Raw genomic sequence first — 24,203 nt, 5'->3', positions numbered from 1 at the left:
GCTCATTGCCACAGACGGCTGTATTGCGTTGCGACGGCGTCCTCGTAGGCGACCGGGGCGGTGACCAGGCCCATGGCGGTCTGGAAATCGTTCAGGTTGTCCAGGGTCTGACGCGAGATGTCGGGCGAGTAGAAAGGCAGGTCGCGCGCGATCAGCGCTTCGATCAGAGCCGTCTGTTCGGGGGGAAAGATATCCCGGGTCGCCTGGGGTGCCAGGCCGGGATCCGCTTTCAGCCTCTGATGTGTCTTGACCAGGGCGCGTACGGCCGCCGCCGCGGCTTCGGGGTGCTGCCGGATAAAGGCGTCCGAGGTGGCCAGGGCCGAAAAAGTATAGCCCTTGGCCTGCGGCGGGCCGTCTCCGCGCCGCGCGTCGATGATGATGTCGCCCGCGCCGCTGCGCACCGCCACCTCGGCGCCCATGCCGTTGGCCCAGAAACCGTCGATCAGGCCCGCCTCGAGTGCTTTTGCCGCCGCCACGCCGAAATTCATGTTATCGCCCAGGAAAGCGCCGGGTACGGGGCCTATCTTCACCCCATCGCGCTCCTCGTCGATGCCCGCATCGGCCAGCAGCTTCTTCAGGCCGACATCGACCCAGGGCGCGGCGCCGATGCGCAAGCCCTTGACGGCCGTGATGTCGCCTTTCCCGGCCTGCAGGTCTTTGCGCAGCACCAGGAACCAATACATGTTCTGGGACAGGGCCGCCAGCAGCTTGGCGCCCTTCCATTCAGGAAAGGCGGACGGCACGGCGTGCGCCGACGCCGCGGCGAACTGGATGCTGCCGTCGCGCAGCGCCTCCATGCAGCGGTTGACGGGCGAAATGCGCTCGAGCCGCACATCGAGACCTTCCTCCTCGAAGAGGCCCAGCTTCACCGCCGCAATGGCCGGAAAGTACGAGGTGGAAATCAGGTCGGGAACCGCGATGATCATGCTTGTCTCCGGTTGTTGTCATGCAAGGAGGTTGTTTAGTCCAGCGCGGGTGCGCCGGCGTCGATTTCGCGCCAGATGCGATCGACATAGTCGATGTAGGCGGGCTCTTTGCGCAGCAGCCGCGGGTCGCGCGGCCGCGGCAGATCAATGGAAAGGTCCAGGCGTATCGCGCCCGGGCGGGGCGACATAACGATGACCCGGTCGGACAGCGTGACAGCCTCTTCGATGTCATGCGTGACGAACAGCACGGTGCGCTGGTGGCGCTCCCAGATGCGCAGCAGCTCGCGGCCCATCACCGCCTTGGTCTGGCTGTCGAGCGCGCCGAAGGGCTCGTCCATCAGGAAGATGTCGGGGTCATAGGCCAGCAGGCGGCCCAGCGAAACACGCTGGCGCATGCCGCCCGAAAGCTGGTGGGGCATGTGGCGTTCGAAGCCCGTCAGCTTCAGGAAATCGACCAGTTCGCGGATGCGCTCCCTGGCCGTGGCGGCGGGCGCATGCGCCAGCTCGAGCCCGATGGAAATGTTGTCCTGCACGGAGGCCCAGGGAAGCAGGGTGTCGCGCTGGAACATGAAGCCGATGCGCTCGGCGGTTTCGTCGGCGGTCAGGCCGTCTATCAAGGCAGTGCCCGCGTCCGCCCGCACCAGGCCAGACAGCACCCGCAGCAGCGTCGATTTGCCGCAGCCGCTGGGGCCGACGATGGCGACGAACTGCCCGGCGGGGATCTCCAGGTCGAAGCCGTCCATGACCAGCACGTCCTGCCCGGCGGAGGACGAGAAGCGCACCCGTATCCCCTTGAAGGCGATATGGCCCGATGCCGGCCTCGCATTCGAGCCGTTCATGCGTTCCTCCATCCCAGCCTGCGCCGTTCCAGCCAGCCCACGCCCGAGTTGGCCAGGGCCGCGATCACGACCAGCACCGCCAGGCCGGCGAAAACGCCGGTGGTGTCCAGGCGGCCGGCGCTGTTCTCGATGTACCAGCCCAGGCCCCTGCTGGAACCGATCAGTTCGCCCACGATGGCGCCGATGAGGGCCGAGCCGATCGCCAGGCGCATGGAGGCGATGATCCAGGGCTCGATCCAGGGAATCAGCACCTTGCGTATCAGATAGGGTGTGGGCGCTCGCATGGTTCGAAACAGGTCGACGATGTCCTTGTCGACCGTCTTCAGCCCTTCGTGGATGTTGAGGATGAAGATGAACACCACGATGGAGAAGGCCATCATCACCTTGGAGAACAGGTCGATGCCGAACCAGATGATGAACAGCGGGGCCAGGGCCACGCGGGGCATGCTGTACAGCGCCATCACGTAAGGCTCGGCCACAGCCGCGCCGTACTTGAAACGAGCCATGAGTATGCCGATGGGAACCCCCACGGCGAAGGCCAGCATCAGGCCCAGGCCGGCCTCGAGCAGCGTGGTCCAGGCATGCCGCCACAACTCGCCCGAAACGGCCAATTGCCACAGGCGGGCCCCGATCAGGCTGGGCCGGCCTATCCACAGGGGATCGATCAGCCAGACGGCAGCGGCCTCCCATGCAGCCAGCCCCACGGCCAGCAGCACCAGCCGGTCGAATGCCAGCCGGGCTGCGCTTCGCGTGGCACCCGGGAAGGCGGGCCTGGCCGCCTTCATGCGCGCGCCCGCCGTCATTGGCCGAGGAAGTCCGGATTGAAGGCGTCGTAGGAGATGGGCTTGAGCTCGGGTTCGAGCGCCAGCGTGTCGGACTGCAGTGTCTCGAACTCGGCTTCAGTGAAACGCGGCCGTGTCAGCACCGATTCGACCAGCCGGTCGGAATTGCCGCGTATCAGCTCCGCGTCGATATTGGGATAGAACTCGAGCAGGGCGTCGTCGCGCCTGGTCTTGTCCTGCGCGGCGATCTCCGCCGCTTTCAGCGTGGTCTGAATGAATTTGCGCACCAGTTCGGGGTTCGCCTTGGCCCAGCTGTCCAGGCCGATGAGCGCCAGACTGGCGGTCTTGGACTTGCGCCAGTCGTAGACGGCGGTAAATTGCTGTTCCGCCAGCAACACTTCGAGCCCCGACACCATGCCGGCGTCCACATGGCCGGCCTTGATGGCGGCCAGGTTGTTGGCCGAACCGCCTATGCCCACGATGCTGGCGTCCTTGTCCGGGTCCAGGCCGGCGCGTTCGAGCGCCAGCCGCACCAGGCCATCGGTCTTGCTGCCGGGCGAGGTGATGCCGATCTTCCTGCCCTTGAGCTGGGCGATGTCGTCGACCGGGCTGTCCTTGGGGCCGAACAGCACGTAGCTGGTGATGTTGGACAAGGGCACGATGACATGCGCATCCAGGCCGCGATTCGTAAGCCTGATCACATGCTCGGGCGAACAGATGCAAACATCCACCGCCTTGCCGGCCAGGGCCTGCACCGCCGGCGCGCCGCCCTTGAAGGTGATCAGCTCGGCGTCGATGCCGGCTTCCTTGTACAAGCCCTGGTCCAGCGCAATGGCCACGGCGATGGATTCATTGTTCAGCGGTCCGAAAGCCGCGATGCGCAGGGCTTCGGCGCTTGCCGGCGCGGCCGCCAGCACCGACGCCGCGGCGGCCAGAAGCAGAAAGGAAGAGGCCAGCAGTTTCTTGACGGGGCTGGAAAATGTTCGATGTATACGCATGGTTGCCATAGGTGCTCGTCTCGGATTCGGATTCTTGTGCCTGATGGCCGGCCGCGCATGTCGCGGCATGGCGTCGCCGCCGGCATCGTTTCCACAATATTAATAGTTTGTCGATATAACAACTACAAATTATTTGGAATAACGATATGTGCCTGGAAGGCGAGGGGAATACGGGTCTGACGCTTGCTGAACTTCTCCACGCCGCGCGGCGTACCGCTGCCGCGGGCAGGGGCGCCGCCCGTACATTGACTATGCAGAGACGAGGACGATCATGACTACACGAGCTGAAGAGAATCTACTGGACTGGCTGCGAGATGCGCACGCCATGGAAGAGCAAGCCGAGAAAATGCTGACCAAGACGGCCGAAAGGCTTGAGAACTACCCTGAATTGAAGGCGCGGATACAGCAGCACATCGAAGAAACCCGCAGGCAGGCCCAAATGGTGCGCGGCTGCATCGAACGCCTGGGCGGAGATACCTCGGCGGTCAAGGACGCGACAGCCAAGATGATGGCCATGGCGCAGGGCATGAGCGGCATGTTCGTCTCGGACGAGGTCGTCAAGGCGAGCCTTGCCAGCTATGCCTTCGAACATATGGAGATCGCCAGCTATCGCGCTTTGATCGCGGCGGCGGAGCTATGCGGAGACGTCGAGACCCAGCGGGTCTGCGAGCAGATCCTGCCCGAAGAAGAGGCCATGGCCAACTGGCTGGCGGAGCGCCTGCCGGGAACGGTGCAGAAGTTCCTCGCGCGCGACGAAACGCCCGACACCACGGCCAAGCACTAGGCATTCATCACGCGCCGGCTGCGTGCGAACTTGCGGGAGTGCCTGAGCGCAACCCGCTCATCCCAGGAAGAACATCATGAAAGCACTACGATGGCACGGCAAACACGACATACGCCATGAAACCGCTCCCGATCCCGTGATCGAGGCTCCAAGAGACGCCATCGTAAAGGTCTCCTCTTGCGCCATCTGCGGGTCGGACCTGCATCTGTTCGACGGGTTCATGAAGGGCATGAAATCCGGCGACGTCATGGGCCATGAATTCATGGGCGAAGTCGTCGAGGTGGGCAAGGACAACAAGGCGCTGCGGCCGGGCGACCGCGTCGTGATTCCCTTTACCATCTTCTGCGGCGAGTGCGAGCAATGCCGCCTGCGTAATTTCTCCTTGTGCGAACGCAGCAACCCCAATGCCGCACTCGCCTCCAAGCTGTTCGGGCACACCGGCGCCGGGCTGTTCGGCTATACCCACCTGACCGGTGGCTATCCGGGTGGCCAAGCCGAATATGTGCGCGTGCCTTTCGCGGACACCACCCACATCAAAGTGCCGGCGGGCATGAGCGACGAACAGGCGCTGTTTCTGGGCGACATCCTTCCGACGGGATGGCAGGCCGCGATGCAGTGCGAGATCCAGCCCAGCGACACGGTGGCCGTTTGGGGGGCTGGTCCGGTGGGCCAGATGGCGATCCGCAGCGCGGTGATCATGGGCGCGCGCCAGGTGGTGGCCATAGACAATGTCCCCGAACGGCTGGCGATGGCGGTGCGGGCCGGCGCCATAAGCATCAATTTCGACGACGAAAGCGTCGTCGAAAGGCTCAATGAACTGACGCAGGGCAAGGGGCCCGAAAAATGCATCGACGCCGTCGGCATGGAGTCTCACGCGACGCGCTCGCTCGATTCAGTCTACGACCGGATCAAGCAGGCCGCTTTGCTGGAGACCGATCGGCCGCACGTACTCAGGGAAATGATCTATGTATGCCGGCCGGGGGGCATCCTGTCCATACCCGGCGTATACGGAGGCCTCGTGGACAAGATTCCGTTCGGCGCCTCGATGAACAAGGGCCTTACGTGGCGAATGGGGCAGACGCACGTCAATAGATGGGCGGACGACCTGCTGCTGCGGATTGCCGAAGGGCAGATCGACCCGTCATTCGTCATTACTCACACCGTCGCCCTGGAGCAAGGGCCCGAGATGTACCAGACCTTCCGCGACAAGCAGGACGGATGCATCAAGGTCGTCATGAAGCCGGGCTATCGGCCGGCGGCGGGCGCGGCGACGGGAACGAATCCCTGAGCCGGCCGCGCCGGCGCAGGCACCGAAATGTCTTCGATGATGCCGTCTTGATCGATCGAAACACCATGGGGCAGCACGGCCGAGAGCGTAACGCCCTGGGCAAGCGTCTGGCCGACACGATACGCTTCGGGCTTGCCGCCATTGATGGACAGAAGGGCGGCGCCACGCTCGCCGGACGCGATCAGGCCGACCACGGCCACGCGCAGGCGGGCGCTTCCACCACCGAACCAGTTGGCCACGGGCGTTACATCCTGGCCCGGCGCGGGGCCCGCAGCCAGAGCGGGAGGCGCCGCGGCGGGGCGGGGCGCCAACAGCAGGGCGCCCCATAAACCTATGCCGGCCGCCACGGCCAGCATGGCCGCCGCCTGGGCGAGTCGGGGGCCGCGCTGGCTGAGCCAGCTCAAGGAGGGGAGTCCGGGTGCAAACATGAAGCAGTAGCTATGAAGATGGAAAGGGTGGCTTTCAGGCGCCAATCATGCCTTAAAAAATTGTAAAACGCATCCACTTTTGCTGTCCGGATCATCGGGACCGCTGTTGCGGCCATGTCGATTCGCCGCCTCGGCCACCCGCCCGCACGCACCGGATCGTGCAAGCGGCGTCCAGATCCGGCGTCGCAGAACACGATCCGTCCAGGCTGTACGCGCCGCAAACAACTATGAATTTTGGATGAATGCCCAGGCTTTCATCATTTTGACCGATTGAAGATGTTAAATATCATTGACGGCGGCGTTTCGCGGCGAGTAGCATGCTTTCGACCCTCGAATGTATCTAATTTATTCCTTTTCCGGCTGCGCGGCGTGCGGCGCCGGATAGTTTCATTTTCATCGCAATGACAGGCAATTTCTCCTCTTCCAGGCTGGGCGTACTTTCCTCCTCTATGCCCGATGCGCGGCGCGCGGCGCTCCAGCGGGGCTTTTCACTCATCGAAATCATGGTCGTGGTGGTCATCATGGGCGTGCTGGCCGCGCTGGTGGTGCCCAATGTCATGGACCGTCCGGACCAGGCGCGCGTAGTCGCGGCCAAGCAGGACATCGGCGCCATCATGCAGGCGCTCAAGCTGTATCGCCTGGATCATGGACGCTATCCGACCACCGACCAAGGCCTGGGTGCGCTCGTGAGCGGGGAAGGCAAGGGGACAGCGTATATGGACCGCATGCCCAACGACCCCTGGAACACCCCCTATCAGTATCTCAATCCCGGGGTGCATGGCGAAATCGACGTGTTTTCGCTGGGCGCCGACCGGCAACCCGGAGGCGAAGGCGTCGATGCCGACATCGGTTCCTGGGCTCGCTGACCTTCGGCAGCGCTTCGTCCGGCGCGGCGCCGGGGATTCAGGCAAGGCGCCGCGTCAACAAGGCTTCACCTTGCTGGAGATGATGATCGTTCTGGTCATCATCGGCATCGCGACCGCTTTGGCCAGCGTTTCGGCCTTCGGCGACAATGGCGCCCGCGCCTTGCGCCAGGACGCTTTGCGGCTGGCGCAGCTGTTCACCGCCGCCCAGGTCGAGGCCCGGGCCAGCGGCCAGGCCATCGCCTGGGAGCACGATGGCGAAGGCTACCGTTTCGTGCGCCTGCCCCGCAGGCTGATTCTGCCCGCCCGGCTGGCGGCCCGGGGCCAGCCCGTGCAGGACACCGCGCTGGGCGCGGGCACCGTGCTGCGTCCCCGCGAGTGGACGTCCGAAGAGCCGGTCGCCGTCCGCATTCTTCCCGAAGACAAGTTGGTCTTCGGGCCGGACTGGATCCCCGGACCCCTCCGGATGGAGTTGACTTCGGATGATCGGACGGTGGTGCTTTCCCGCTTGGGCAATGGACGCTTCGTGGTGGAGCATGACTAACCCCGGCCGCCAGCGCGGCTTCACGCTCATCGAGGTGTTGGTGGCGCTGGCCATCGCGGGCGTGGCGCTGGCCGCCTGTGTGCGGGCCCTGGGCGTGGGCGCCAGCGGCGTGCGCGGCATGCAGGAGCGCAGCCTCGCCCAGCAGGCGGCGCAGAACTTCCTTTCCGAAATACGGCTGCAGGCGGTGTTTCCCGCGGTAGGGCGCCGCGCCCAGCCATGCCCGCAAGGCCCGCTCGGCTTTCGCTGCGAGCAGGTGGTGCAGGGCACTCCCAATCCCGATTTCCGCCGCATCACCGTGCGTGTCAGCCTGGCCGGCGGCCCCGTGCTGACCGAGCTCGATGGCCTGTTGTCCCGAGTCAGATGAAAGACATCCGCCGGTCCCAGCAGGGCTTTACCCTCATTGAAGTGCTGGTGGCGCTGACCCTCATGGCGCTGGTCAGCCTCATTTCCTGGCGCGGCCTGGATGCCGTGCAGCAAACGGGAGAACGCCTGGACGAGCGCGCAGAGGAAACCCTTTCGATCGTACGTGCGCTGGGCCAGATCGAGCGCGACGTCCAGCTGCATGCGGGGGCCGACGTGCTTCCGGATCAGATTTCGACGGTGTCGGATGCGGCTTCCGGCGGCGCCGCGAAGTCGTCGGCGCGCTTGCCCGCGGGCATCGCCTGGGATCCGGAAATCGGGCTGAGCCTGGTGCGCTCGGCGGGCGACGGCCTGTGGCAGCAGCTGCGCTGGCATTTACAAGAGGGCAAGCTCATCAGGGCCATCGGCGCGCCGTCGTATCTGCTGCCTCTGCCCGCAGCCGAGACCGGCGTCGTCGTTCTGGAGGATGTCGATACGCTGACGGTGAGAATGTGGCAAGCGGGAAGGGGCTGGGTGGACCCGCCGAGCGCGGTGCGGGACGGCGCGTCCGCCAATGCGCAGGCCGACGCCAGCGCGAACACGCCGGGGCAGGCCGCCGGTTCCGGCGTCACCGGCCTGGAGATCGCCTTGTATCGACGCGGCGCGGCCAGCGGCAAGCCCTATCGCAAAGTGGTGGTGCTGCCATGAACGCGCGGGCGGAGCTTCGTCAGCGCGGCATGGCGGTCATTGCCGCCTTGCTCGTGGTCGTGGCGGCATCGGCCCTGGCCACGTCCGTCGTCGAACGGCAGGGGGTGCTGGCGAACATTCTCGTCACCGAACGCGACCGCGCCCAGGCCGCCTGGCTGCTGCAGGGCGGGCTGGACTGGTCGCGCGTGGTGCTGCTGATGGATGCGCGCAACAGCCCCACGACCCGCCTGGACGGAATCTGGGCCCGGCCCATCATCGGCCTGCCGGTGGGCACCGCCGAGGATCCGAACCGCGCTTTGTTCTCGGGGCAGATGGAAGACGAGCAAAGCAAATACAATCTACGCAATCTGGCCGAGGGAGGACGCATCGATCCGGGCGAGGTCCAGGCGCTGGAAAGCCTGCTGCAATGGCTGGACATCGATCCGGCCCTTGCCGAAGTGATGGCCCGGCGCGTGGCCGCGGCGCAGTTCACCGAAAGCGGCCCGCCGCGCGCGGTGGGGCTGCGAGGCATCGACGATCTGCGCATGCTGGAGGGCTTCACGCCGCGTATCATCGACACCCTGCAGCCGTTCATCACAGTGCTGCCCGCGGCCACCCCGGTCAACGCCAATACGGCGTCGGCCGAAGTGCTGGGCGCGGTGGTCGGCAAGCTGGGCCTGGCCGGCGCGCGCGAACTGGTCGTGCAGCGGGACAGGGGGCTGTGGTTCACCAACCGTGCGGATTTCGTCAATCGCGTGCGCAGCAAGGAGAAAGACGCCGGGCAACGCATAAGCGTAAACAGCAATTGGTTTCGCGTCACAGGCGAGGTTACCGTAGGGGCTACCTTGGTCGGGATGCGGGCATTGCTTCACCGCGGCAACCAGGGGCTCGCATCGGTCCGCTGGGTGACCTACTGATACCAACAACATGAAACAACATCTGCGCCTGGCCTTGCCGCCCCTCGAACGCCTTTCCTCCGACACGCCCATCGCCTTCGTCCAGGTCGATCGCGAAGGGCGCGCCGCACGCTCGGGCGAGCAGACGGCCATCGAACTGGGCGCGCACGCCGGCTCCCAGGCTGTGTACGCCATTCTGCATCCCGACGACGCCATCGTGGCCCAGGTCACGGTTCCTCCCGTGTCGGCCCAGCGCCTGGACGCCGCGGTGCTGGGCAGCATCGAGCCCATGGTCTTGTCGGACATCGAGCAGCTGTGCGTGGCGCACGGCGCGCGCGCACCCGACGGCGCCGTGACCGTGGCATGGACGACACGCCGGCCCCTGGCGGACGCCTGGACGATGCTGGCCGATGCCGGACTGGACATCGCGGCCTTCATTCCCCACGCTCTGGCCTTGCCGGCGGGCGACGCCCAGCCCGGCCAAGCGCTGCAGCTGCCGGCGGGGCCCAGGTGGCTGGCGCCTTTGCCCGCCTGGTCGCTGGCGCATGACAGCCTGCGCCCTGCGTCGGCGGGCGGTCGTTGGCGCAAGGCGGCATGGTGGGGCGCAGCCGCCGCGGCGTTATGGATAGTGGGACTCAACGGCTACGCCGGCCGCCTTCAGGGCGAAGTCGATAGCCTGCAGCGCAATATGAGGCAGGCCGTTACGCACGCCTTTCCCCAGATTCCCGTCGTCATCGATCCCGTGCGTCAGGCGCAGAACCAGCGCGATGCACTCAGGCGCGCGCAGGGCGTCAGCGCCGACGACGACTTCATGCCTCTGGCGCTGGCGGCCGCCCAGGTACTGGATTTCGCCCAGGGCCACGTACGGGGGCTGCACTACGAGAACGGCGTGCTTACGCTGACCCTGGCCGAAGGTTATGCGCCGCCGGCCAACGAAGCCGCGCTGGCCCAGTCCGCCGCCGTTCAACAGGTAGTGCTGGAAAAAGACGACAGCCAGCCTCACGTCTGGCGGGCCAAGCGGCCCGTTGCCGCGCAAAACGGGGTAAAGGCGTCATGAGCATCCGCGACACGCTATCCCGGTTCGGACAGTCCCTGCGCGCGCGGCTCGAACCTCTCGCCGAACAGGGCCGGCTGGCCTGGAAGCGGCGCACTCGGCGCGAACAGACGCTTTTGCGGGGCGGGGCGCTGCTGCTGGCGGCCGCCTTGCTCTGGACGATAGGCTTGAAGCCGGCGCTGGAACGCGTAGACAGCGCACGCGCGCAGCTGCCTGTCCTGCAGGCCCAGGCAAGCCGGCTCGACGCCATCATTCTCGAGGCCTGGGCCCTGGATCGCGGCCGTTCGGGCGCGATGTCCGCCGATGAAACCGGACAGGCCCTCCAGGCCAGCCTGCGCAGCGCCGGGCTCGATTCCCTGAGCGAATTCAGTCGCCTGACCGACACCGCGCCGGACGAAGCCCAATGGCAGGTCCGCTTTGCCAACGCCCCGGCGGGACGCATCGTCGAATGGATGTCCAGCCTGCCCTTCGTCGCCCAGGTACAGACACGCCAGGTCGATCTGGCGCGCAGCAACGTCGACGGACGCGATCGGCCCGGCCAGCTCACGGGCGCCATCGTGCTGGCCTTGGCCACCAAGGAGGCCCTGTGATGCGAGGCTTTCGCTTTGCCTGGATGGCGCTGCTGCTGGCCGTGGCGATCGCGGCCGCACTGTGGGCGCTGCCGGCCCGCTGGGCCATGGCCTGGATTCCCGACTCGTCTCCCGTCGTGATCACCGATGCGTCGGGCACCATGTGGTCGGCCAGCGCCACCATCGCCGTGGGCGTGGGCGGCTTGCGGCGCACCTTGCCCGACCCGCTGCAATGGCGCCTGGCCTTCGACGGCGGGCCGAGGCTGGTGCTGAGCCATCCCTGGCTGCGCGGCCCGCTCGCGCTGTCGCCGGGCTGGGGCGGCCTGCGCCTTTCGGCCCAGTCGCTGCAGTTGCCCGCCTCGGTGCTGACCACCGTGCATGCCATGTTCAATACGCTGGATCCGGGCGGCGAGGTGCACCTGAACTGGCCCGCGCTTACGCTGGGGCGCCATGTCTCCGCCTCGAGCGACTCGCCGCTGCTGACCGCCCAATGGCGCAATGCGTCTTCTTCGCTCACACGCGTGCAGCCCATGGGCGACTACACTCTCACGCTGAAGCAAGGTTCCGGCGATGCGGTCGCGATGGCGCTGGTAACCGGGCGCGGGCCCTTGATGATGGAGGGCGCCGGCAGTTTGTCGCGTTCGGGCGCCCAGTTCGACGGCAAAGCCTGGGTGGCGGAATCGGCCACCGGCGATACCCATGCGGCACTGCAAGGCCTGCTTGCCGCGATGGGCCCCACCGCCGGCCAAGGCGGCCAGACCCTTCTGAAAATACGTTAGTCGCGAAACACGATCAGAGCCTGCTTACTCAAACTACTGTAGCCATGACCATTTTTTCTCGTACCCCGGAACATCCGTCCATGCAGCTTGCGGGACACCGTCTGCGTCTGCCCATGCTGATGCTCGCTCTGGCGCTGGGCGGCTGCGCGGCCAACGACGCCGGCATGCAGTCGGACAGAATGCCTCTGGTGGCGTATACGGCGGTGGGCTCCGACCAGCCGCAAGAGGCCAGGCCCTACACCGAGCCGGCCCCTGCGCAGCGCGCCAGGCCGCGCGCCTTGCCGCCCATACAGCAGCGTCCGACATACGAGGACGAGGTCCCGGCGCGCAGGACGGGGGAGTCGGCGACCGGGGAGCGCACCACGCTCAATTTCAACGAGGCCGACCTGCAGGGGGTGGTACGGGCGCTGGCCCAGTTCACCGGGCGCAACTTCGTGGTGGACCCGCGCGTGAGGGGGCAGCTGACCCTGGTGTCGGACACGCCGGTGGATGCAGACACTGCGTACTCCATGCTGCTGGGCGCGCTGCGCATGCAGGGTTTTGCCGTGATCGACGTGGACGGCGTCAGCCGTGTGGTGCCCGAAGCCGATGCCAAGCTGCAAGGCGGCCCGGTCGTCTCCGGCGGCCAGGCGGCGCGCGGCGGCGAGCTCGTGACTCGGGTGTTTCCGCTGCGCTATGAAAGCGCGGCCGCCATGGTACCCATATTGCGCCCTATGGTTGCGCCCAACAACACCATTGCCGCCCATGCCGGCAACAACACGCTGGTCATCACCGACTACGCCGACAATCTGGACCGCGTCGCCGACGTCATCGCGCGCATCGACACGCCCATGGCCATCAATACCGACGTCATCCCCGTCGAATACGGCGTGGCCCTGGACGTCGCCGCCCTCGCACAGCAGCTTCTGCAGGCCTCGGGGGGCGGTGCAGAGCAGGCCCAGCAGTCCACCACCATCGTCGCCGACCCGCGCAGCAATGCCGTGCTGGTCAGAGCCAGCACGCCCGAGCGCCTGAAGCTCGCGCGCGACCTGATCCGCCAGATCGACAGCCCCGAATCGCGCGCCGGCAATCTGCACGTGGTCTATCTGCGCAACGCGCAGGCCACCCATCTGGCCGAAGTACTGCGCGGCGCCTTGACGGGGCAGGGCGGTTCGGGCTCGGCCTCCGGCGACTCGATGCTGGACAGCACCCTGGATGGAAGCGGCAACTCGTCGCCGCTGGAGGGAGCGTTCGCCTCCAACGTCGGGACGAACGCCACCAGCGCGGGCACCGGTACAGGCACGGGCATGGGCGCCTCCATGCCGGACTTCCGCAACGGCAATCAGCAGGCCGTGGCGTTCTCGGCCGGCGGCGCCACCGTGCAGGCCGACCCCACCACCAACACCCTCATCATTTCGGCGCCCGACCCCTTGTACCGCAGCCTGCGCGAGGTCATCGACCTGCTCGACCAGCGCCGCGCCCAGGTGCTGATCGAAAGCCTCATCGTCGAAGTCAACGCCGAGGACGCCGCCGAGATCGGCGTGCAGTGGATGACCGGCGCCGACAGCATCAACAGCGGCGGCACCTCCTTTTTCGGCGGCACCAATCTGGGCGGCACCGGCATCGGCGCCAACCTGGCCAACTCGCGCACCACGATCGACGCGCTGGGTTCCGGCCTGAACCTCGGGGTGGTCAAGGGCACGGTGGACGTGCTGGGCACCCAGTTGCTCAACCTGGGCGTGCTGGCGCGCGCCATGCAAAGGCAGGGCGGGGTCAATATCCTTTCCACGCCCAACCTCATGACGCTGGACAATGAGCAGGCCAGCATCATCGTCGGCCGCACCGTGCCGTTCGTGACCGGTTCCTACACCACCACCGGCGACGGGGCCAGCAATCCCTTCCAGACAGTGCAGCGCGAAGACGTCGGCCTGACCCTGCGCATCCGGCCGCAGATCTCCGAGGGCGGCACGGTCAAGCTCTCGCTGTACCAGGAGGTCAGCAGCATCGATCCCTCGACGTCCTCGCTGTCCAGCGGCAACATCATCACCCGCAAGCGCGCGCTGGAAACCAATGTGCTGGTCGACGACGGGCAGATCATCGTGCTGGGCGGCCTGCTGGAAGACACAGTGGACGATTCCACCACCTCGGTGCCGCTGCTGGGCGATATTCCCATACTGGGCAATCTGTTCAAGTACCAGAAGCGCGGGCGCAGCAAGACCAACCTCATGGTCTTCCTGAGACCCCATATCGTGCGCACCGCCCAGGACGGCGCCAGCCTGACCCTGGACCGCTACAACTACATGCGCGCCGCCCAGGCCGGCCTGCCCGTCAGGGCCTCGTGGCTGGTACCCGGAGCCACCACCGCCAAGCTGCCCGACATCCAGCGCGACCCGGCCACCGGCCTGCTGGACCTGCGCGGCCTGCGCCGCGACGCGCCCATCGAGCCCGACGCGCCGCAGTCCCAGGCCGTGCCGGTACCCACCCGGCCCGAGCCGCTCGACCCGCTCGGCCCGCTATGATCTCGCGCCTGCCCTATGCCTGGGCCCGCGCTCATCGGGCCTTGATCCAGACCGGCGCCGCGGGCGCCGCGCTGACCATTTCGGAACGCACGCCCGCCTGGGCGCTGGCCGAGATACGCCGCCGCCACGGCGCGCTGCCGGTGCGCGAGGTCAGCGACGCGGAGCTGGACACGCTGCTGGCCGCCGCCTACGCCCAGACTGGCGATGCGGCCGAGATCGTGGATGCCGCGGCCAGCGAGATCGATCTGGACCGCCTGATGCAGGACATGCCCGAGATCGAAGACCTGCTCGAGACCAGCGACGATGCGCCCATCATCCGCATGATCAACGCCTTGTTCACCCAGGCGGCGCGGGACGGCGCCAGCGACATCCACATCGAACCCTTCGAGACGCATTCGGTGGTGCGATACCGGGTGGACGGCACGCTGCGCGACATCGTCAGCCCTCGCCGCGCGCTGCACAACGCCCTGGTGTCGCGCATCAAGATCATGGCCAGCCTGGACATCGCCGAGAAGCGCCTGCCGCAGGACGGCCGCATCGCCCTGCGCGTGGGAGGGCGGCCCATCGACGTGCGGGTCTCCACGCTGCCCACCGGCCACGGCGAGCGCGCCGTGCTGCGCCTGCTCGATAAAGAAGCGGGCCGCCTGCAGCTCGAACGCCTGGGCATGGCGTCCGACGTGCTGCAGGGCCTGGATTCCCTGATCCGCCAGCCGCACGGCATCTTCCTGGTGACCGGCCCCACCGGCAGCGGCAAGACCACCACGCTGTACGCCGCCCTGGGGCGCCTCGACGCCTCCACCACCAACATCCTCACGGTCGAGGACCCGATCGAATACGACTTGCCGGGCATAGGCCAGACCCAGGTCAACGCCCGCATCGATCTCACTTTCGCCAACGCGCTGCGCGCCATCTTGCGCCAGGACCCCGACGTGATCATGATCGGCGAGATCCGCGACCTGGAAACCGCCCAGATCGCCGTGCAGGCCTCGCTGACCGGCCATCTGGTGCTGGCCACGCTGCACACCAACGACGCCGTCTCCGCCGTGACCCGCCTGGTCGACATGGGGGTCGAGCCTTTCCTGCTGGCGTCCACGCTGCGCGGCGTGCTGGCCCAGCGCCTGGTGCGCAAGCTGTGCGCACACTGCAAGGTGCCGCAACCCGACGGCAGTTCCGGCTGGAATCCAGGCGGCTGCGCGTCCTGCGGCCACACCGGCTACAGCGGACGCACGGGGGTGCATGAACTTTTCGTGCTGGACGAGACGTTGCGGGAGATGATCCATGCCGACGAGGGCGAGCAGGCCCTGCGCCGCGCCGCGCACGGGGCGGGCATGCGCACCCTGAGCCAGGACGCCCAGCGCTGGGTCGGGCAGGGCGTCACATCGCGGGAAGAAGTCGCGCGCGTCACGCGCGACGCCTGACGCACGGGCTTTACGGAGTACGCCATGCCTTCCTATCAGTACGAAGCCGTCGACGCCACCGGCCGCAGCGACCGCGGCATGATAGACGCCGACAGCGAGCGCAGCGCGCGCCAGGCCCTGCGCGCGAGGGGGCTGCTGCCGCTTTCCGTGCGCGAGACGCGCAAGCGGGCAGGGCAGGGCTGGTCGGCCGGGGCCAGGATCAGCGACGCCGACCTGGGCTGGCTCACCCGTCAGCTGGCCAGCCTGCTCGCCGCCAGACTGCCTCTCGAGGCCGCGCTGCGCGCCACCCTGGAACAGGCCGAGCGCCGCCACGTCGCCCAGACCCTGGCGGCGGTGCGCGACGACGTGCGCGCCGGCCATCGCCTGGGCGAGGCCCTGGCCGCGCACCCGCGCGACTTCCCGGAAATCTATCGGGCCCTGGTCGACGCCGGAGAACAGTCGGGCGACCTAGCCCAGGTGCTGGAAAGGCTGGCCGACTACATCGAGTCGCGCGGCGCGCTGCGCAACAAAGTGCTGACCGCCTTCATCTATCCCATCATCGTCACTGTCGTGTCCATCGGCATCGTCATCTTCCTGCTCAGCTATGTGGTGCCGCAAGTGGTGGGCGCCTTCACCCAGGCCCACCAGACCCTGCCACTGCTGACCCGCATGATGCTGGCCGCCAGCGACTTCGCCCGCAACTGGGGCCTGCTGACGGCCGCCGGCCTGGCGGCGCTGTTCGGCCTGTGGCGCCTGAGCCTGCGCAACCCGGCCGCCCGCCTGGCATGGCACGCCCGCGTGCTGCGCCTGCCCGTGTTCGGGCGCTACGCCATGGGCGTGGACGTGGCGCGCTTTGCGGCCACCCTGGCCATCCTGACCGGCAGCAACGTGCCCCTGCTCACGGCCCTGGACGCCTCGCGCCGCACGCTCAAGAACCGCAAACTGCAGGCGGCCGTGGACGAAGCCACCCATCGCGTGCGAGAGGGCAGCCCGCTGGCCCAGGCGCTGCAGGCGCAAAAAGTCTTTCCGCCGCTGCTGATTCATCTGGTGGGCAGCGGCGAACGCACGGGTGAGCTGCCCGCCATGCTGGACCGCGCCGCCGGCGTCCTGTCGCTCGAACTGGAGCGGCGCGCCATGACCATGACCGCCGTGCTCGAGCCCATGATGATTCTGATCATGGGCGGCATCGTGCTGGTGATCGTGCTGGCCGTGATGATGCCCATCATCGAGATCAATCAGCTGGTGCAATAGCCAGCATCCGCGCCAGCGTTATTCGCGGAACTCTCCGCCCCATAAGCATCCAGCGAGCTGCCTGGCGTGCGCATGCACTATGAATAAATTGCATAGAAACAATGACATTGATTATATAGACGCATAACTCCCCACGACCCACACTAGCTGTACACAATTAAAGGCCGACGAAACGGGACGGCCATTTAAGGTGGGCATCAAAATAACTATTCAAGAGGAGACAAACATGACTGTCACATTCAATAGGCGGCTTTCCGGCTTTTTTTGTGCCGCCGTGGCGGCCTCGCTACTGGCGGCCTGCGGCAGCAGCGGCGACAGTTCGACCAAGGTGGCTCAGGGCTTTGTAATCCGCAACGCCACTATCGTCGACACGCGCGACGGCTCGCTGCAGCCAGGACGCACCATCGTCGTGAACGAAGGAAAAATCCAGACCATTACCAGCGAGCCGGTACGTGTGACGGGCACCGCGCAAGAGGTGGACGCAGCCGGCAAATACGTCGTGCCGGGCTATAACGACATGCACACGCACGTAATGGAGGCCATCGATCTGCAGCCCAACTTCTTTCCGCTGATGATCGCCAACGGCGTCACCGCGTTTCGCGACCAAGATCTCTCCAGCGAAGAGCGGGGCGAGCAGCTGAACGCGGATAGCGCGGCGGGCCTCGTCGACGCGCCGGAAGCCATCTTCGCCGGCGGGGAGGCACACCTGAACCCGGCCGAGAGTACTTTTGACACGAGCAACCGCGGCATGCCGTATATAGACCATCTGGGAGCGGGAATCGGGTTGCTCATGGATTGTTCGACACAGGCCCAGGACATACGCACGGAATTCCTGGCGCAAAGCTACCGACCGTCGGGCATCAATATGGCCGACTTCATCTTGAACCCCAGAGCCTACGATGGTCGACAGAATGCGCCGTTCTACCAGCGTGTCCTTGACACCTACGACGAGAACACGTGCAAGGCGCTCAGCCAGGCCTTCGTGCACAACAGCACATGGCAGATACCATCGCTCATCCGGCTGCGCACTCAGGATTGGGGCAACGATCCACTCTACAGACAGGATCCGAATCTTATTTATGTAGAAGAGTCCAGGCGTGCGAACTGGAACGAAGTGGGAGATCGGTTCTCGACCTTGCCGGCCAGCGCGGTCACGACCTTGCAGAACTACTATGAGTTGCAAAAGCGCGCTACCTTGCTCATGCAACGCAACGGCGTGAAGATGCTCACTGGCTCGGACATCGGCGGCATCTGGCTCATAGCCGGCTTCAGCCTGCAGCAAGAGTTCCAAGAACTGGCCGCTGCGGGCCTGTCGCCGCTCGAAGTGCTGCAGGCGACGACATTGAACCCCGCCGAGTTCCTGAACCGCCAGGCCAGCATGGGGACGGTGGAAGAGGGCAAGAACGCCGATCTGGTACTGCTGGAAGCCAATCCGCTCGACAGCGTCGACAACCTTGGCAAGATCGACGGCGTCTTCCTGAAAGGCCACTACTTCTCGAAGGCCGCCCTCGACAAACTCAAAAGCGACGTGGCCGACGCCTACGCAAAACAGTAGTTTCTATGCGGTCTTGGCTACCGTCGATAGCGCAAAGGTATATCCGCACCAATAGCAAGCTTCAAGAAGATAATCTCAGCTGCGCGCGCAGACCCGCGCGCGCAGCCAGGGTTAGAAGCATATCCAGACTGAAGTCCTCGACCTTGCCCTTCATCAGCCGCGAAACACGCGGCTGAGTGATGCCAAGACGTCGCGCAGATTCTGCTTGAGTCCAGCCTTGTTCTTTCAGCCGCTGGGCAGTGCGTATCATGACCTCGGTACGCATTTTCATTACTTCGGCCTCTACAGTGCCAAAGCCGAGATCGGCAAATACATTGCCGCTGCTTTCAGTGATGGTAAGGGCTTGCTCTTTCATTTCAGCGTCTTGATCAACTTTCTATAACGGGCAGCCGCCAAGTCGATATCTGCCCTCGAGGTTTTCCGAGTTTTCTTCTGAAAAGCATGTAGTACGTAGACTGCGTCCGCAAACTTGGCTACATAGATCACTCGAAATGCACCATTCGCATCTCGATAGCGAATTTCGTATATTCCTGCGCCGACACTAAGTATGGGCTTGAAATCGCTTGGTATACCGCCGTGCTGCACGACCATCAGCTCAATACCTAATGCATGCCGGACATCTGCGGGCATCATCCGTAAGTCTTTCAAGCTGGAAGCGACAAAGCTGAGCGGCTTCATGGAAATTATCTCGCCATTTATGTGGTTATGCAAGTATTTGCATAGAATGCGCTTCGTCCCACATTTCCGAGATGTGTTGATCATGGTGGGGGACGGACTCCCAGAGCGCTGTCGCCCGATCCTGCGGTCGACCGTTCGATTGAGACGCTCATAATGCAGCGATCCGTCCCGCAGGAACATCCCTTCGCGACATTTTGTTCACTCTATTAACGCGTTCCAGGCATGTCGAAGTGCGGAATGCGGCGAAAGCTCGATGACAGATTCAAACTAATGCTGTCATTGCAAAATTGTCATTGCTTCGCGGCGATTCCCAGGGCAATGCCGATTCCTATGCCCATGCCTATGCCCGTGCCGATGCTGTCCATCGCAACGCCGATCGCTGCGCCTATGCCTACGCCGACGGCGGTCCAGACTCCCCAGTTCATGATGGCTCCATGTCGGTTTGCCAAGTCGTCTCAAGGATGCGGCTTGCCCGCCTTGGGCCAGTATGTGCCGAAAGTCCAGAGATTGGATTCGGGGTCGCGGCATGAGAACTCGCGGCTGCCATAGTCGGTGTCGGCAGGCTCGCGCTCGATGACCGCGCCGGCGGCCTTGGCTTTTTCATACAGGGCGTCCGGGTCGTCCACCGCCATGTACAAGGAATCGGTGCGCCGCCCCTCGGGGCTTCCCACCAGCTTGCCGTAGTCGTCGTCCCTGTGCTGGCCCAGCATCAATATCGAAGATCCGAACGCCAGTTCGGCGTGCTGCACTTCGTCGCCGTCGCGGTAGACGACGTGTTCGGTAAAACCATAGACATCGATCAGCCACCGGATCATCCGATTCGCGTCCTGGCAACGCAAAGTAGGGAAGAGGCGGGGCGGTTCAGTATGCGCGTCGGGCATGGCTCGGCTCCTGCTTGGTCCAATCCTTCATGATAGGTGCACAGCGCGCGCACGGTTTTGAGGAATTGTTACGACGAAGCGGAGCGGTATATATTGTGTATCCCATCCCTCGCTCACGGAGTGCTTCCGAATGCATGTCAGAAGTTTCGTCCTTGCCGCCACATTCGCCTTGCTGTCTCCGGTGGCGGCCGCCGAAGTCAACTCGTCGCTTGCGGGGCAGTCCGTGGTCACCTCGATCCCGGGCGGCGAACATCGCAAAGAATATGCATCGAATGGGCAATTGATCTATGAAGTCATAGAACAAAAAAATGGCTCAGAGCTGAAGGCGACCGAGCGCGAATGGTCGCAGGACGGAAAGCCGCTGCGTGATCAGGAGTTCGTGAACGGCGAGCAAATGCGCGCGACGTTCTGGTATATGAATGGCCAGGTACGCGAAAAACATGTGAATCAGGCGCTGCGCGACCCGAAAGGCCCGCCGGGGAACTATGTCGAGTATTTTTCCGATCTGGGCCTGCTGCAGGCCAGCGGCGTGATGCAAGGGCGGTTCAAGCGGGTAGGCCTGCATCGCTTCTATGACGAACGCGGGAAGCTCAAAGCCGAGCAAACCTACGATGCCTCGGGCACTCTCGTTTCAGAAAAGAAAATCGGCGCGGACGGAGTGGCCGGCAAAGAGCAGGGCTTTTATCCCGACGGATCGCGCCGGCTGCCCTGAGGCCGCATTTGATCTCGTCATTCGGCAGGCCGCGAGAACGGCCTATTCCGCCGCGAAGCGGAAGCCAAATAAAGTACAATCGCGGCACCAATGAAAAAGATCGTGCTCATCCTTCTTCTCGCCCTCATGCCTCTCCAGGCTTCCTGGGGGGTGGTCAGCATGTACACGGTCCAGCAACACGAAACCTGCCTGCACCCCCATTCCGAAGGCCAAAAGCTGCAGGGCACGGACAGCGATAAAGAAGAATCCGCCGGCGCAGCAAACGCGCACCATGAAGATCGTTTTTGCGGGCTGCACGCATTGTCGGTCATCGACAGCTTTCCATTGCGTGCGCTTTCTTTTTCATCGTCTGCCGTTCCTCCGATCTACGAACCACAGTTCGTTCGGCAGACCGTCGTCGACAGGCCGGAACGGCCCAAATGGGTGGCGTCAGCCTAAGCGGCACGACGCGACCCCATCTCCATCCCGCGTCGTCCCGCCTACCATGCAGTAGCTGGGACAGGCAGCACGACACCTCATTGGCACCCAATCGCCTGCGCAACCCGCGTTCATAGGCGGCATCGTCGCTGCATATCCCCGGCACTGCCCAAGAATCAAGTACGTCGATAGACAATCTTGGAGCATTCCATGCGCAGCGCATCAGTCCTAATCGGGGCCGCCATGGCCCTATGGGGTGCGGCATCGGCTCAGCCTCTGCCTTCCCATCATGAAGCAGTTCCGGCGGCGCGGGCCGACCCCGCCGCCCCTCTGACCCTGGATCAAGCCCTGGAACTGGCCCTGGACAACAATTATTCACTCTCGTCCGCCCGCTACGCCGCCGACTCGTCGGAAGGGGTCGTCCTTCAGGCTCGAACAAGGCCGAACCCGGTACTGGGCATCGAGGTAGAGGATACGTCCCGAAAAGCTACGCGCAACACCACGACGACCTTGAGTGTTCCCATAGAACTTGGGGGCAAGCGCGATGCGCGCATCGCCACCGCCAAGCTGGCTCGCGATAGGGCGCGCCGGGAAGCAGAGCAGATCCGTGCGGACGTGCGGTCACAGGCGGTGGCAGCCTTTTTCGAAGTATTGGCCGCGCAAGAGCAGGTGGCCCTATCGACGCAAACCGTGGACGTCGCGCGTGACGCATACCGGATCGCGGACAAGCGGGTCGAGGCGGGAAAAGCGCCGCCGCTCGATGCGGACAGGGCTCGGGTCGAACTGGCCGACGCCGAGCTGGAACGGGCCCAAGCGGTCAGTGCGCTGGAGGTGGCCCGCCGCGACCTCTCCGTGCTGTGGGGCAATCCTTCACCGCAGTTCACAAAAGCAGAAGGACTGATCGCCATGCCGCCGGATCGGCCCGATCTGGACGAGCTGGTCGCGGCGCTGGAGCGGTCGCCGTCCATACAAGCCGCGCGACTCGAGGCGGATCGAAGCCGGGCCCAAATCGAAGTAGAGCGAAGCAAACGCTATCCCGACGTCGAAGTCAGCGCCGGCGTAATTCGCAACAATGAACTGGGACGCAACCAGATGATGCTGGGCGTCTCCATTCCTTTGCCTCTTTTCGACCGGAACCAGGGCAACATCTATGAAGCCTCGATGCTCGCATACAAGAGCCGAGACGACTATCTGGGCCTTAAAACGCGTCTTCAAACGCAACTGCAACGGGCCGTCACACAATTCGACATCGCCAAGAACACCGCATCGAGACTCGAATCCGAAGTCCTGCCCAGCGCCCACACCGCGTTCGAAAGAGGAAAGAGGGGGTTCGAGGCTGGAAAGTTCGGCTTCATCGACGTACTGGACGCGCAAAGGACATTGTTCCAGGCGCGCGCGCGACACCTCTCGGCGCTGTCGGACGCCTATCGAGCGCTTGCGCAAATAGACCGTATCCTCGGACGGGGCTCACTATGAAAAACGCTCCAAACACGATAGGTTCGAAACGCCTTTGCCGGCAGGCTGTACTGATCGCCATAATCATTCTCCTCGGCGTGCTGCTGGGCTCTTTGATTCTTACAAGCACGGCATCCGAAGGCGCCGGTTCTGGACACGATGAGCACGATCATGCTGCTGACGCCAGGGAGGCCGGGCAATCGGCGCATGTCCGTGAGGACGGCGGAGCATCTGAGAATGGCGAGCAGCACGAAGACGAAGCAGCCTTTACGGACGAGCAAATCGAAGCCGCCGGCATCACGATGGCCACGGCGGGCCCCGCGCACATCCGGGACGCGCTTCAATTACCAGGCGAAATCGTCTTCAACGCAAATCGTACAGCGCAATTGGCGCCGCGCTTGCCGGGAGTCGTCCAGGCGGTGCATGTCGAGCTTGGGCAAGAGGTCGAAGAAGGCGACGTGCTGGCGGTGATAGCCAGCCCGGAGCTATCGGAGCGACGCAGCATATTGAGGGCGGAGCAAAAACGCCTGGCTCTGGCCACCACCACCTACGAACGCGAACGGCAGCTATGGAAAGAGAAAATCTCCGCTGAGCAGGACTACCTGCAGGCTCGCCAGCAACTGCAGGAAGCCCGGATCGCCGTCGCCAACGCGCTCGAGCAGCTTCAGGCGCTGGGAACGGACGCAGGCGAATCGGGAAGCCTCAACCGTCTTGAAGTGCGGGCGCCCTTTGATGGCATGGTCATCGAAAAAAGCATTGCGCTCGGAGAGACGGTGGCCGCTGACGCCCCCATCTTCAAGATTTCCGACCTTTCGACCGTATGGGCCGACGTCAGCGTGCCCGCCGAGACGCTGGGCGTAGTGCGCGTGGGCAGCAATGCAACGGTCAGCGCCACCGCCTTCGAATCGCGGGCCGAGGGAACGGTTTCCTATGTCGGCTCCCTGCTGGGCCGGCAGAACCGAACCGCCACGGCCCGGATCACTCTGCGCAACCCTGATCGAGCTTGGCGGCCGGGCCTCTTCGTCAACGTCCAAGTGGCTTCCTCCGAGGTGGAAGTGCCCGTGTCAATCAAGCCCGAGGCCATCCACACTCTGGAGGAAAAGGCCGTGGTGTTCGTAAGGCGTGACACGGCGTTTGTCGCCCAGGCGGTGACAACCGGCCGCCGCGATTCCAAGGCGGTGGAAATACTCGAGGGGCTGGAAGCCGGCGCGCGCTACGCCGTGGACAACAGCTTCGTCATCAAATCCGAGTTAGGCAAGGGCAGCGCCTCGCACAGCCACTGAAGAAAGGAAGCACCGTGTTCGAACGCATCATCCGTTTTTCAATCGAGCAGCGTTGGCTGACCATACTGGCCGTGCTCGGCATGGCCGCGCTGGGCATCTTCAACTACCAGCGACTTCCCATCGACGCCGTGCCCGACATCACCAATGTTCAGGTACAGATCAACACTGCCGCACCGGGCTATTCGCCCCTGGAAGTCGAGCAACGGCTGACCTATCCGCTTGAAACCGTCATGGCCGGCATCCCCAATCTGGAGCAGACCCGCTCGCTCTCGCGCTATGGGCTGTCCCAAATCACCGTGA

28 protein-coding genes are annotated in these 24,203 nt (G+C 64.7%); 19 read left to right on the top strand and 9 right to left on the bottom strand.

Annotated elements, in window-relative coordinates:
- Positions 1-2 precede the first annotated feature (2 nt).
- From CSC67_RS18285 to CSC67_RS18270, 4 genes are read right to left on the bottom strand one after another with little or no spacing between them, the layout of a single operon-like run.
- A complete protein-coding gene (locus CSC67_RS18285) occupies positions 3-926 on the bottom strand; it encodes an ABC transporter substrate-binding protein (RefSeq protein ID WP_118995897.1) in 924 nt (307 codons plus the stop codon).
- Positions 927-961: 35 nt separating this feature from the next.
- Positions 962-1,765: an ABC transporter ATP-binding protein gene (locus tag CSC67_RS18280; protein WP_118995896.1), complete on the bottom strand. Its 804-nt coding sequence runs from the start codon at positions 1,763-1,765 to the stop codon at positions 962-964.
- Positions 1,762-2,568 (bottom strand): ABC transporter permease, encoded by an 807-nt coding sequence (locus CSC67_RS18275; protein ID WP_118995895.1) that lies wholly within the window; start codon positions 2,566-2,568, stop codon positions 1,762-1,764. The genes CSC67_RS18280 and CSC67_RS18275 overlap by 4 nt, the downstream gene beginning before the upstream one ends.
- Positions 2,565-3,554: an ABC transporter substrate-binding protein gene (locus CSC67_RS18270; protein ID WP_167752958.1), complete on the bottom strand. Its 990-nt coding sequence runs from the start codon at positions 3,552-3,554 to the stop codon at positions 2,565-2,567. Before CSC67_RS18270 ends, CSC67_RS18275 begins: the two co-directional genes overlap by 4 nt.
- Positions 3,555-3,816: 262 nt before the next feature.
- On the opposite strand from CSC67_RS18270, the gene CSC67_RS18265 reads away from it, so the two are divergent.
- Positions 3,817-4,329 carry a ferritin-like domain-containing protein gene (locus tag CSC67_RS18265; protein WP_118995893.1) on the top strand — a complete coding sequence of 171 codons (513 nt, stop codon included), beginning with the start codon at positions 3,817-3,819 and terminating at the stop codon, positions 4,327-4,329.
- 76 nt (positions 4,330-4,405) lie between these two features.
- Positions 4,406-5,617: a zinc-dependent alcohol dehydrogenase gene (locus tag CSC67_RS18260; protein WP_118995892.1), complete on the top strand. Its 1,212-nt coding sequence runs from the start codon at positions 4,406-4,408 to the stop codon at positions 5,615-5,617.
- Here CSC67_RS18260 and CSC67_RS18255 read toward each other — a convergent pair.
- Positions 5,575-6,021: a type II secretion system protein N gene (locus tag CSC67_RS18255; RefSeq protein WP_245220286.1), complete on the bottom strand. Its 447-nt coding sequence runs from the start codon at positions 6,019-6,021 to the stop codon at positions 5,575-5,577. The genes CSC67_RS18260 and CSC67_RS18255 overlap by 43 nt on opposite strands.
- A 473-nt stretch (positions 6,022-6,494) precedes the next feature.
- Here CSC67_RS18255 and gspG point away from each other — a divergent pair, with 473 nt between their 5' ends.
- From gspG to CSC67_RS18195, 12 genes are all read left to right on the top strand, one after another.
- On the top strand, positions 6,495-6,911 hold the full coding sequence (gspG, locus tag CSC67_RS18250; protein WP_118995890.1) for a type II secretion system major pseudopilin GspG: 417 nt from the start codon (positions 6,495-6,497) through the stop codon (positions 6,909-6,911).
- Positions 6,883-7,452, top strand: a complete 570-nt coding sequence (gspH, locus tag CSC67_RS18245; protein ID WP_167752957.1) for a type II secretion system minor pseudopilin GspH — start codon at positions 6,883-6,885, stop codon at positions 7,450-7,452. Before gspG ends, gspH begins: the two co-directional genes overlap by 29 nt.
- Positions 7,445-7,816 (top strand): type II secretion system minor pseudopilin GspI, encoded by a 372-nt coding sequence (gene gspI, locus CSC67_RS18240; protein WP_118995888.1) that lies wholly within the window; start codon positions 7,445-7,447, stop codon positions 7,814-7,816. Before gspH ends, gspI begins: the two co-directional genes overlap by 8 nt.
- The gene (locus tag CSC67_RS18235) at positions 7,813-8,499 is read left to right on the top strand and encodes a PulJ/GspJ family protein (protein ID WP_118995887.1); all 687 of its coding nucleotides are present in this window, start codon (positions 7,813-7,815) and stop codon (positions 8,497-8,499) included. The genes gspI and CSC67_RS18235 overlap by 4 nt, the downstream gene beginning before the upstream one ends.
- On the top strand, positions 8,496-9,395 hold the full coding sequence (gene gspK / locus CSC67_RS18230) for a type II secretion system minor pseudopilin GspK (protein WP_245220285.1): 900 nt from the start codon (positions 8,496-8,498) through the stop codon (positions 9,393-9,395). The genes CSC67_RS18235 and gspK overlap by 4 nt, the downstream gene beginning before the upstream one ends.
- A gap of 10 nt (positions 9,396-9,405) precedes the next feature.
- Positions 9,406-10,431 (top strand): type II secretion system protein GspL, encoded by a 1,026-nt coding sequence (gene gspL / locus CSC67_RS21605; protein WP_118995885.1) that lies wholly within the window; start codon positions 9,406-9,408, stop codon positions 10,429-10,431.
- Positions 10,428-11,018: a type II secretion system protein GspM gene (gene gspM / locus CSC67_RS18220; RefSeq protein ID WP_118995884.1), complete on the top strand. Its 591-nt coding sequence runs from the start codon at positions 10,428-10,430 to the stop codon at positions 11,016-11,018. The genes gspL and gspM overlap by 4 nt, the downstream gene beginning before the upstream one ends.
- A complete protein-coding gene (locus CSC67_RS18215; RefSeq protein ID WP_118995883.1) occupies positions 11,018-11,776 on the top strand; it encodes a general secretion pathway protein GspN in 759 nt (252 codons plus the stop codon). Before gspM ends, CSC67_RS18215 begins: the two co-directional genes overlap by 1 nt.
- Before the next feature lie 44 nt (positions 11,777-11,820).
- Positions 11,821-14,274 carry a type II secretion system secretin GspD gene (gspD, locus tag CSC67_RS18210; RefSeq protein ID WP_118995882.1) on the top strand — a complete coding sequence of 818 codons (2,454 nt, stop codon included), beginning with the start codon at positions 11,821-11,823 and terminating at the stop codon, positions 14,272-14,274.
- A complete protein-coding gene (gspE, locus tag CSC67_RS18205) occupies positions 14,271-15,692 on the top strand; it encodes a type II secretion system ATPase GspE (RefSeq protein WP_118995881.1) in 1,422 nt (473 codons plus the stop codon). The genes gspD and gspE overlap by 4 nt, the downstream gene beginning before the upstream one ends.
- 24 nt (positions 15,693-15,716) lie before the next feature.
- Entirely contained in the window at positions 15,717-16,922 is a 1,206-nt protein-coding gene (gspF, locus tag CSC67_RS18200) for a type II secretion system inner membrane protein GspF (RefSeq protein WP_118995880.1), read from the top strand.
- Positions 16,923-17,148: 226 nt separating this feature from the next.
- Complete coding sequence (locus CSC67_RS18195; protein ID WP_118995879.1) at positions 17,149-18,477, top strand: amidohydrolase family protein; 1,329 nt, start codon at positions 17,149-17,151, stop codon at positions 18,475-18,477.
- 61 nt (positions 18,478-18,538) lie between these two features.
- Here CSC67_RS18195 and CSC67_RS18190 read toward each other — a convergent pair whose 3' ends face one another.
- The 4 genes from CSC67_RS18190 to CSC67_RS18180 all read right to left on the bottom strand — a co-directional run bounded on the left by CSC67_RS18190 (position 18,539) and on the right by CSC67_RS18180 (position 20,036).
- Positions 18,539-18,832: a helix-turn-helix domain-containing protein gene (locus tag CSC67_RS18190; protein WP_118995878.1), complete on the bottom strand. Its 294-nt coding sequence runs from the start codon at positions 18,830-18,832 to the stop codon at positions 18,539-18,541.
- The gene (locus CSC67_RS18185; protein ID WP_118996021.1) at positions 18,829-19,155 is read right to left on the bottom strand and encodes a type II toxin-antitoxin system RelE/ParE family toxin; all 327 of its coding nucleotides are present in this window, start codon (positions 19,153-19,155) and stop codon (positions 18,829-18,831) included. The genes CSC67_RS18190 and CSC67_RS18185 overlap by 4 nt, the downstream gene beginning before the upstream one ends.
- A gap of 290 nt (positions 19,156-19,445) precedes the next feature.
- Entirely contained in the window at positions 19,446-19,580 is a 135-nt protein-coding gene (locus tag CSC67_RS21695; RefSeq protein ID WP_280813927.1) for a glycine zipper domain-containing protein, read from the bottom strand.
- Between the two features lie 30 nt (positions 19,581-19,610).
- The gene (locus tag CSC67_RS18180) at positions 19,611-20,036 is read right to left on the bottom strand and encodes a VOC family protein (RefSeq protein ID WP_118995877.1); all 426 of its coding nucleotides are present in this window, start codon (positions 20,034-20,036) and stop codon (positions 19,611-19,613) included.
- A gap of 181 nt (positions 20,037-20,217) precedes the next feature.
- On the opposite strand from CSC67_RS18180, the gene CSC67_RS18175 reads away from it, so the two are divergent.
- From CSC67_RS18175 to CSC67_RS18155, 5 genes are all read left to right on the top strand, one after another.
- A complete protein-coding gene (locus tag CSC67_RS18175; protein WP_167752956.1) occupies positions 20,218-20,748 on the top strand; it encodes a toxin-antitoxin system YwqK family antitoxin in 531 nt (176 codons plus the stop codon).
- A 90-nt stretch (positions 20,749-20,838) separates the two neighbouring features.
- A complete protein-coding gene (locus CSC67_RS18170; RefSeq protein ID WP_118995875.1) occupies positions 20,839-21,186 on the top strand; it encodes a hypothetical protein in 348 nt (115 codons plus the stop codon).
- A 189-nt stretch (positions 21,187-21,375) separates the two neighbouring features.
- Complete coding sequence (locus CSC67_RS18165; protein ID WP_118995874.1) at positions 21,376-22,641, top strand: TolC family protein; 1,266 nt, start codon at positions 21,376-21,378, stop codon at positions 22,639-22,641.
- Positions 22,638-23,903 carry an efflux RND transporter periplasmic adaptor subunit gene (locus CSC67_RS18160; protein ID WP_118995873.1) on the top strand — a complete coding sequence of 422 codons (1,266 nt, stop codon included), beginning with the start codon at positions 22,638-22,640 and terminating at the stop codon, positions 23,901-23,903. Before CSC67_RS18165 ends, CSC67_RS18160 begins: the two co-directional genes overlap by 4 nt.
- Before the next feature lie 14 nt (positions 23,904-23,917).
- A partial coding sequence (locus tag CSC67_RS18155) for an efflux RND transporter permease subunit (RefSeq protein ID WP_135227480.1) occupies positions 23,918-24,203 on the top strand: 286 nt, incomplete at its 3' end.

It is taken from the genome of Pusillimonas caeni (assembly GCF_003545815.1).
Classification (GTDB): domain Bacteria; phylum Pseudomonadota; class Gammaproteobacteria; order Burkholderiales; family Burkholderiaceae_B; genus Pusillimonas; species Pusillimonas caeni.
Note: the sequence above shows the minus strand (reverse complement) of the source record. Positions and strands in the feature narration are given on the sequence as shown.

Excerpts from the sequence above, each read along its gene's own strand:
- CSC67_RS18285 (WP_118995897.1), bottom strand. The coding sequence starts at position 926 with ATGATCATCGCGGTTCCCGACCTGATTTCCACCTCGTACTTTCCGGCC.
- CSC67_RS18280 (WP_118995896.1), bottom strand. The coding sequence starts at position 1,765 with ATGAACGGCTCGAATGCGAGGCCGGCATCGGGCCATATCGCCTTCAAG.
- CSC67_RS18275 (WP_118995895.1), bottom strand. The coding sequence starts at position 2,568 with ATGACGGCGGGCGCGCGCATGAAGGCGGCCAGGCCCGCCTTCCCGGGT.
- CSC67_RS18270 (WP_167752958.1), bottom strand. The coding sequence starts at position 3,554 with ATGGCAACCATGCGTATACATCGAACATTTTCCAGCCCCGTCAAGAAA.
- CSC67_RS18265 (WP_118995893.1), top strand. The coding sequence starts at position 3,817 with ATGACTACACGAGCTGAAGAGAATCTACTGGACTGGCTGCGAGATGCG.
- CSC67_RS18260 (WP_118995892.1), top strand. The coding sequence starts at position 4,406 with ATGAAAGCACTACGATGGCACGGCAAACACGACATACGCCATGAAACC.
- gspG (WP_118995890.1), top strand. The coding sequence starts at position 6,495 with ATGCCCGATGCGCGGCGCGCGGCGCTCCAGCGGGGCTTTTCACTCATC.
- gspH (WP_167752957.1), top strand. The coding sequence starts at position 6,883 with ATGCCGACATCGGTTCCTGGGCTCGCTGACCTTCGGCAGCGCTTCGTC.
- gspI (WP_118995888.1), top strand. The coding sequence starts at position 7,445 with ATGACTAACCCCGGCCGCCAGCGCGGCTTCACGCTCATCGAGGTGTTG.
- CSC67_RS18235 (WP_118995887.1), top strand. The coding sequence starts at position 7,813 with ATGAAAGACATCCGCCGGTCCCAGCAGGGCTTTACCCTCATTGAAGTG.
- gspK (WP_245220285.1), top strand. The coding sequence starts at position 8,496 with ATGAACGCGCGGGCGGAGCTTCGTCAGCGCGGCATGGCGGTCATTGCC.
- gspL (WP_118995885.1), top strand. The coding sequence starts at position 9,406 with ATGAAACAACATCTGCGCCTGGCCTTGCCGCCCCTCGAACGCCTTTCC.
- gspM (WP_118995884.1), top strand. The coding sequence starts at position 10,428 with ATGAGCATCCGCGACACGCTATCCCGGTTCGGACAGTCCCTGCGCGCG.
- CSC67_RS18215 (WP_118995883.1), top strand. The coding sequence starts at position 11,018 with ATGCGAGGCTTTCGCTTTGCCTGGATGGCGCTGCTGCTGGCCGTGGCG.
- gspD (WP_118995882.1), top strand. The coding sequence starts at position 11,821 with ATGACCATTTTTTCTCGTACCCCGGAACATCCGTCCATGCAGCTTGCG.
- gspE (WP_118995881.1), top strand. The coding sequence starts at position 14,271 with ATGATCTCGCGCCTGCCCTATGCCTGGGCCCGCGCTCATCGGGCCTTG.
- gspF (WP_118995880.1), top strand. The coding sequence starts at position 15,717 with ATGCCTTCCTATCAGTACGAAGCCGTCGACGCCACCGGCCGCAGCGAC.
- CSC67_RS18195 (WP_118995879.1), top strand. The coding sequence starts at position 17,149 with ATGACTGTCACATTCAATAGGCGGCTTTCCGGCTTTTTTTGTGCCGCC.
- CSC67_RS18190 (WP_118995878.1), bottom strand. The coding sequence starts at position 18,832 with ATGAAAGAGCAAGCCCTTACCATCACTGAAAGCAGCGGCAATGTATTT.
- CSC67_RS18185 (WP_118996021.1), bottom strand. The coding sequence starts at position 19,155 with ATGAAGCCGCTCAGCTTTGTCGCTTCCAGCTTGAAAGACTTACGGATG.
- CSC67_RS21695 (WP_280813927.1), bottom strand. The coding sequence starts at position 19,580 with ATGAACTGGGGAGTCTGGACCGCCGTCGGCGTAGGCATAGGCGCAGCG.
- CSC67_RS18180 (WP_118995877.1), bottom strand. The coding sequence starts at position 20,036 with ATGCCCGACGCGCATACTGAACCGCCCCGCCTCTTCCCTACTTTGCGT.
- CSC67_RS18170 (WP_118995875.1), top strand. The coding sequence starts at position 20,839 with ATGAAAAAGATCGTGCTCATCCTTCTTCTCGCCCTCATGCCTCTCCAG.
- CSC67_RS18165 (WP_118995874.1), top strand. The coding sequence starts at position 21,376 with ATGCGCAGCGCATCAGTCCTAATCGGGGCCGCCATGGCCCTATGGGGT.
- CSC67_RS18160 (WP_118995873.1), top strand. The coding sequence starts at position 22,638 with ATGAAAAACGCTCCAAACACGATAGGTTCGAAACGCCTTTGCCGGCAG.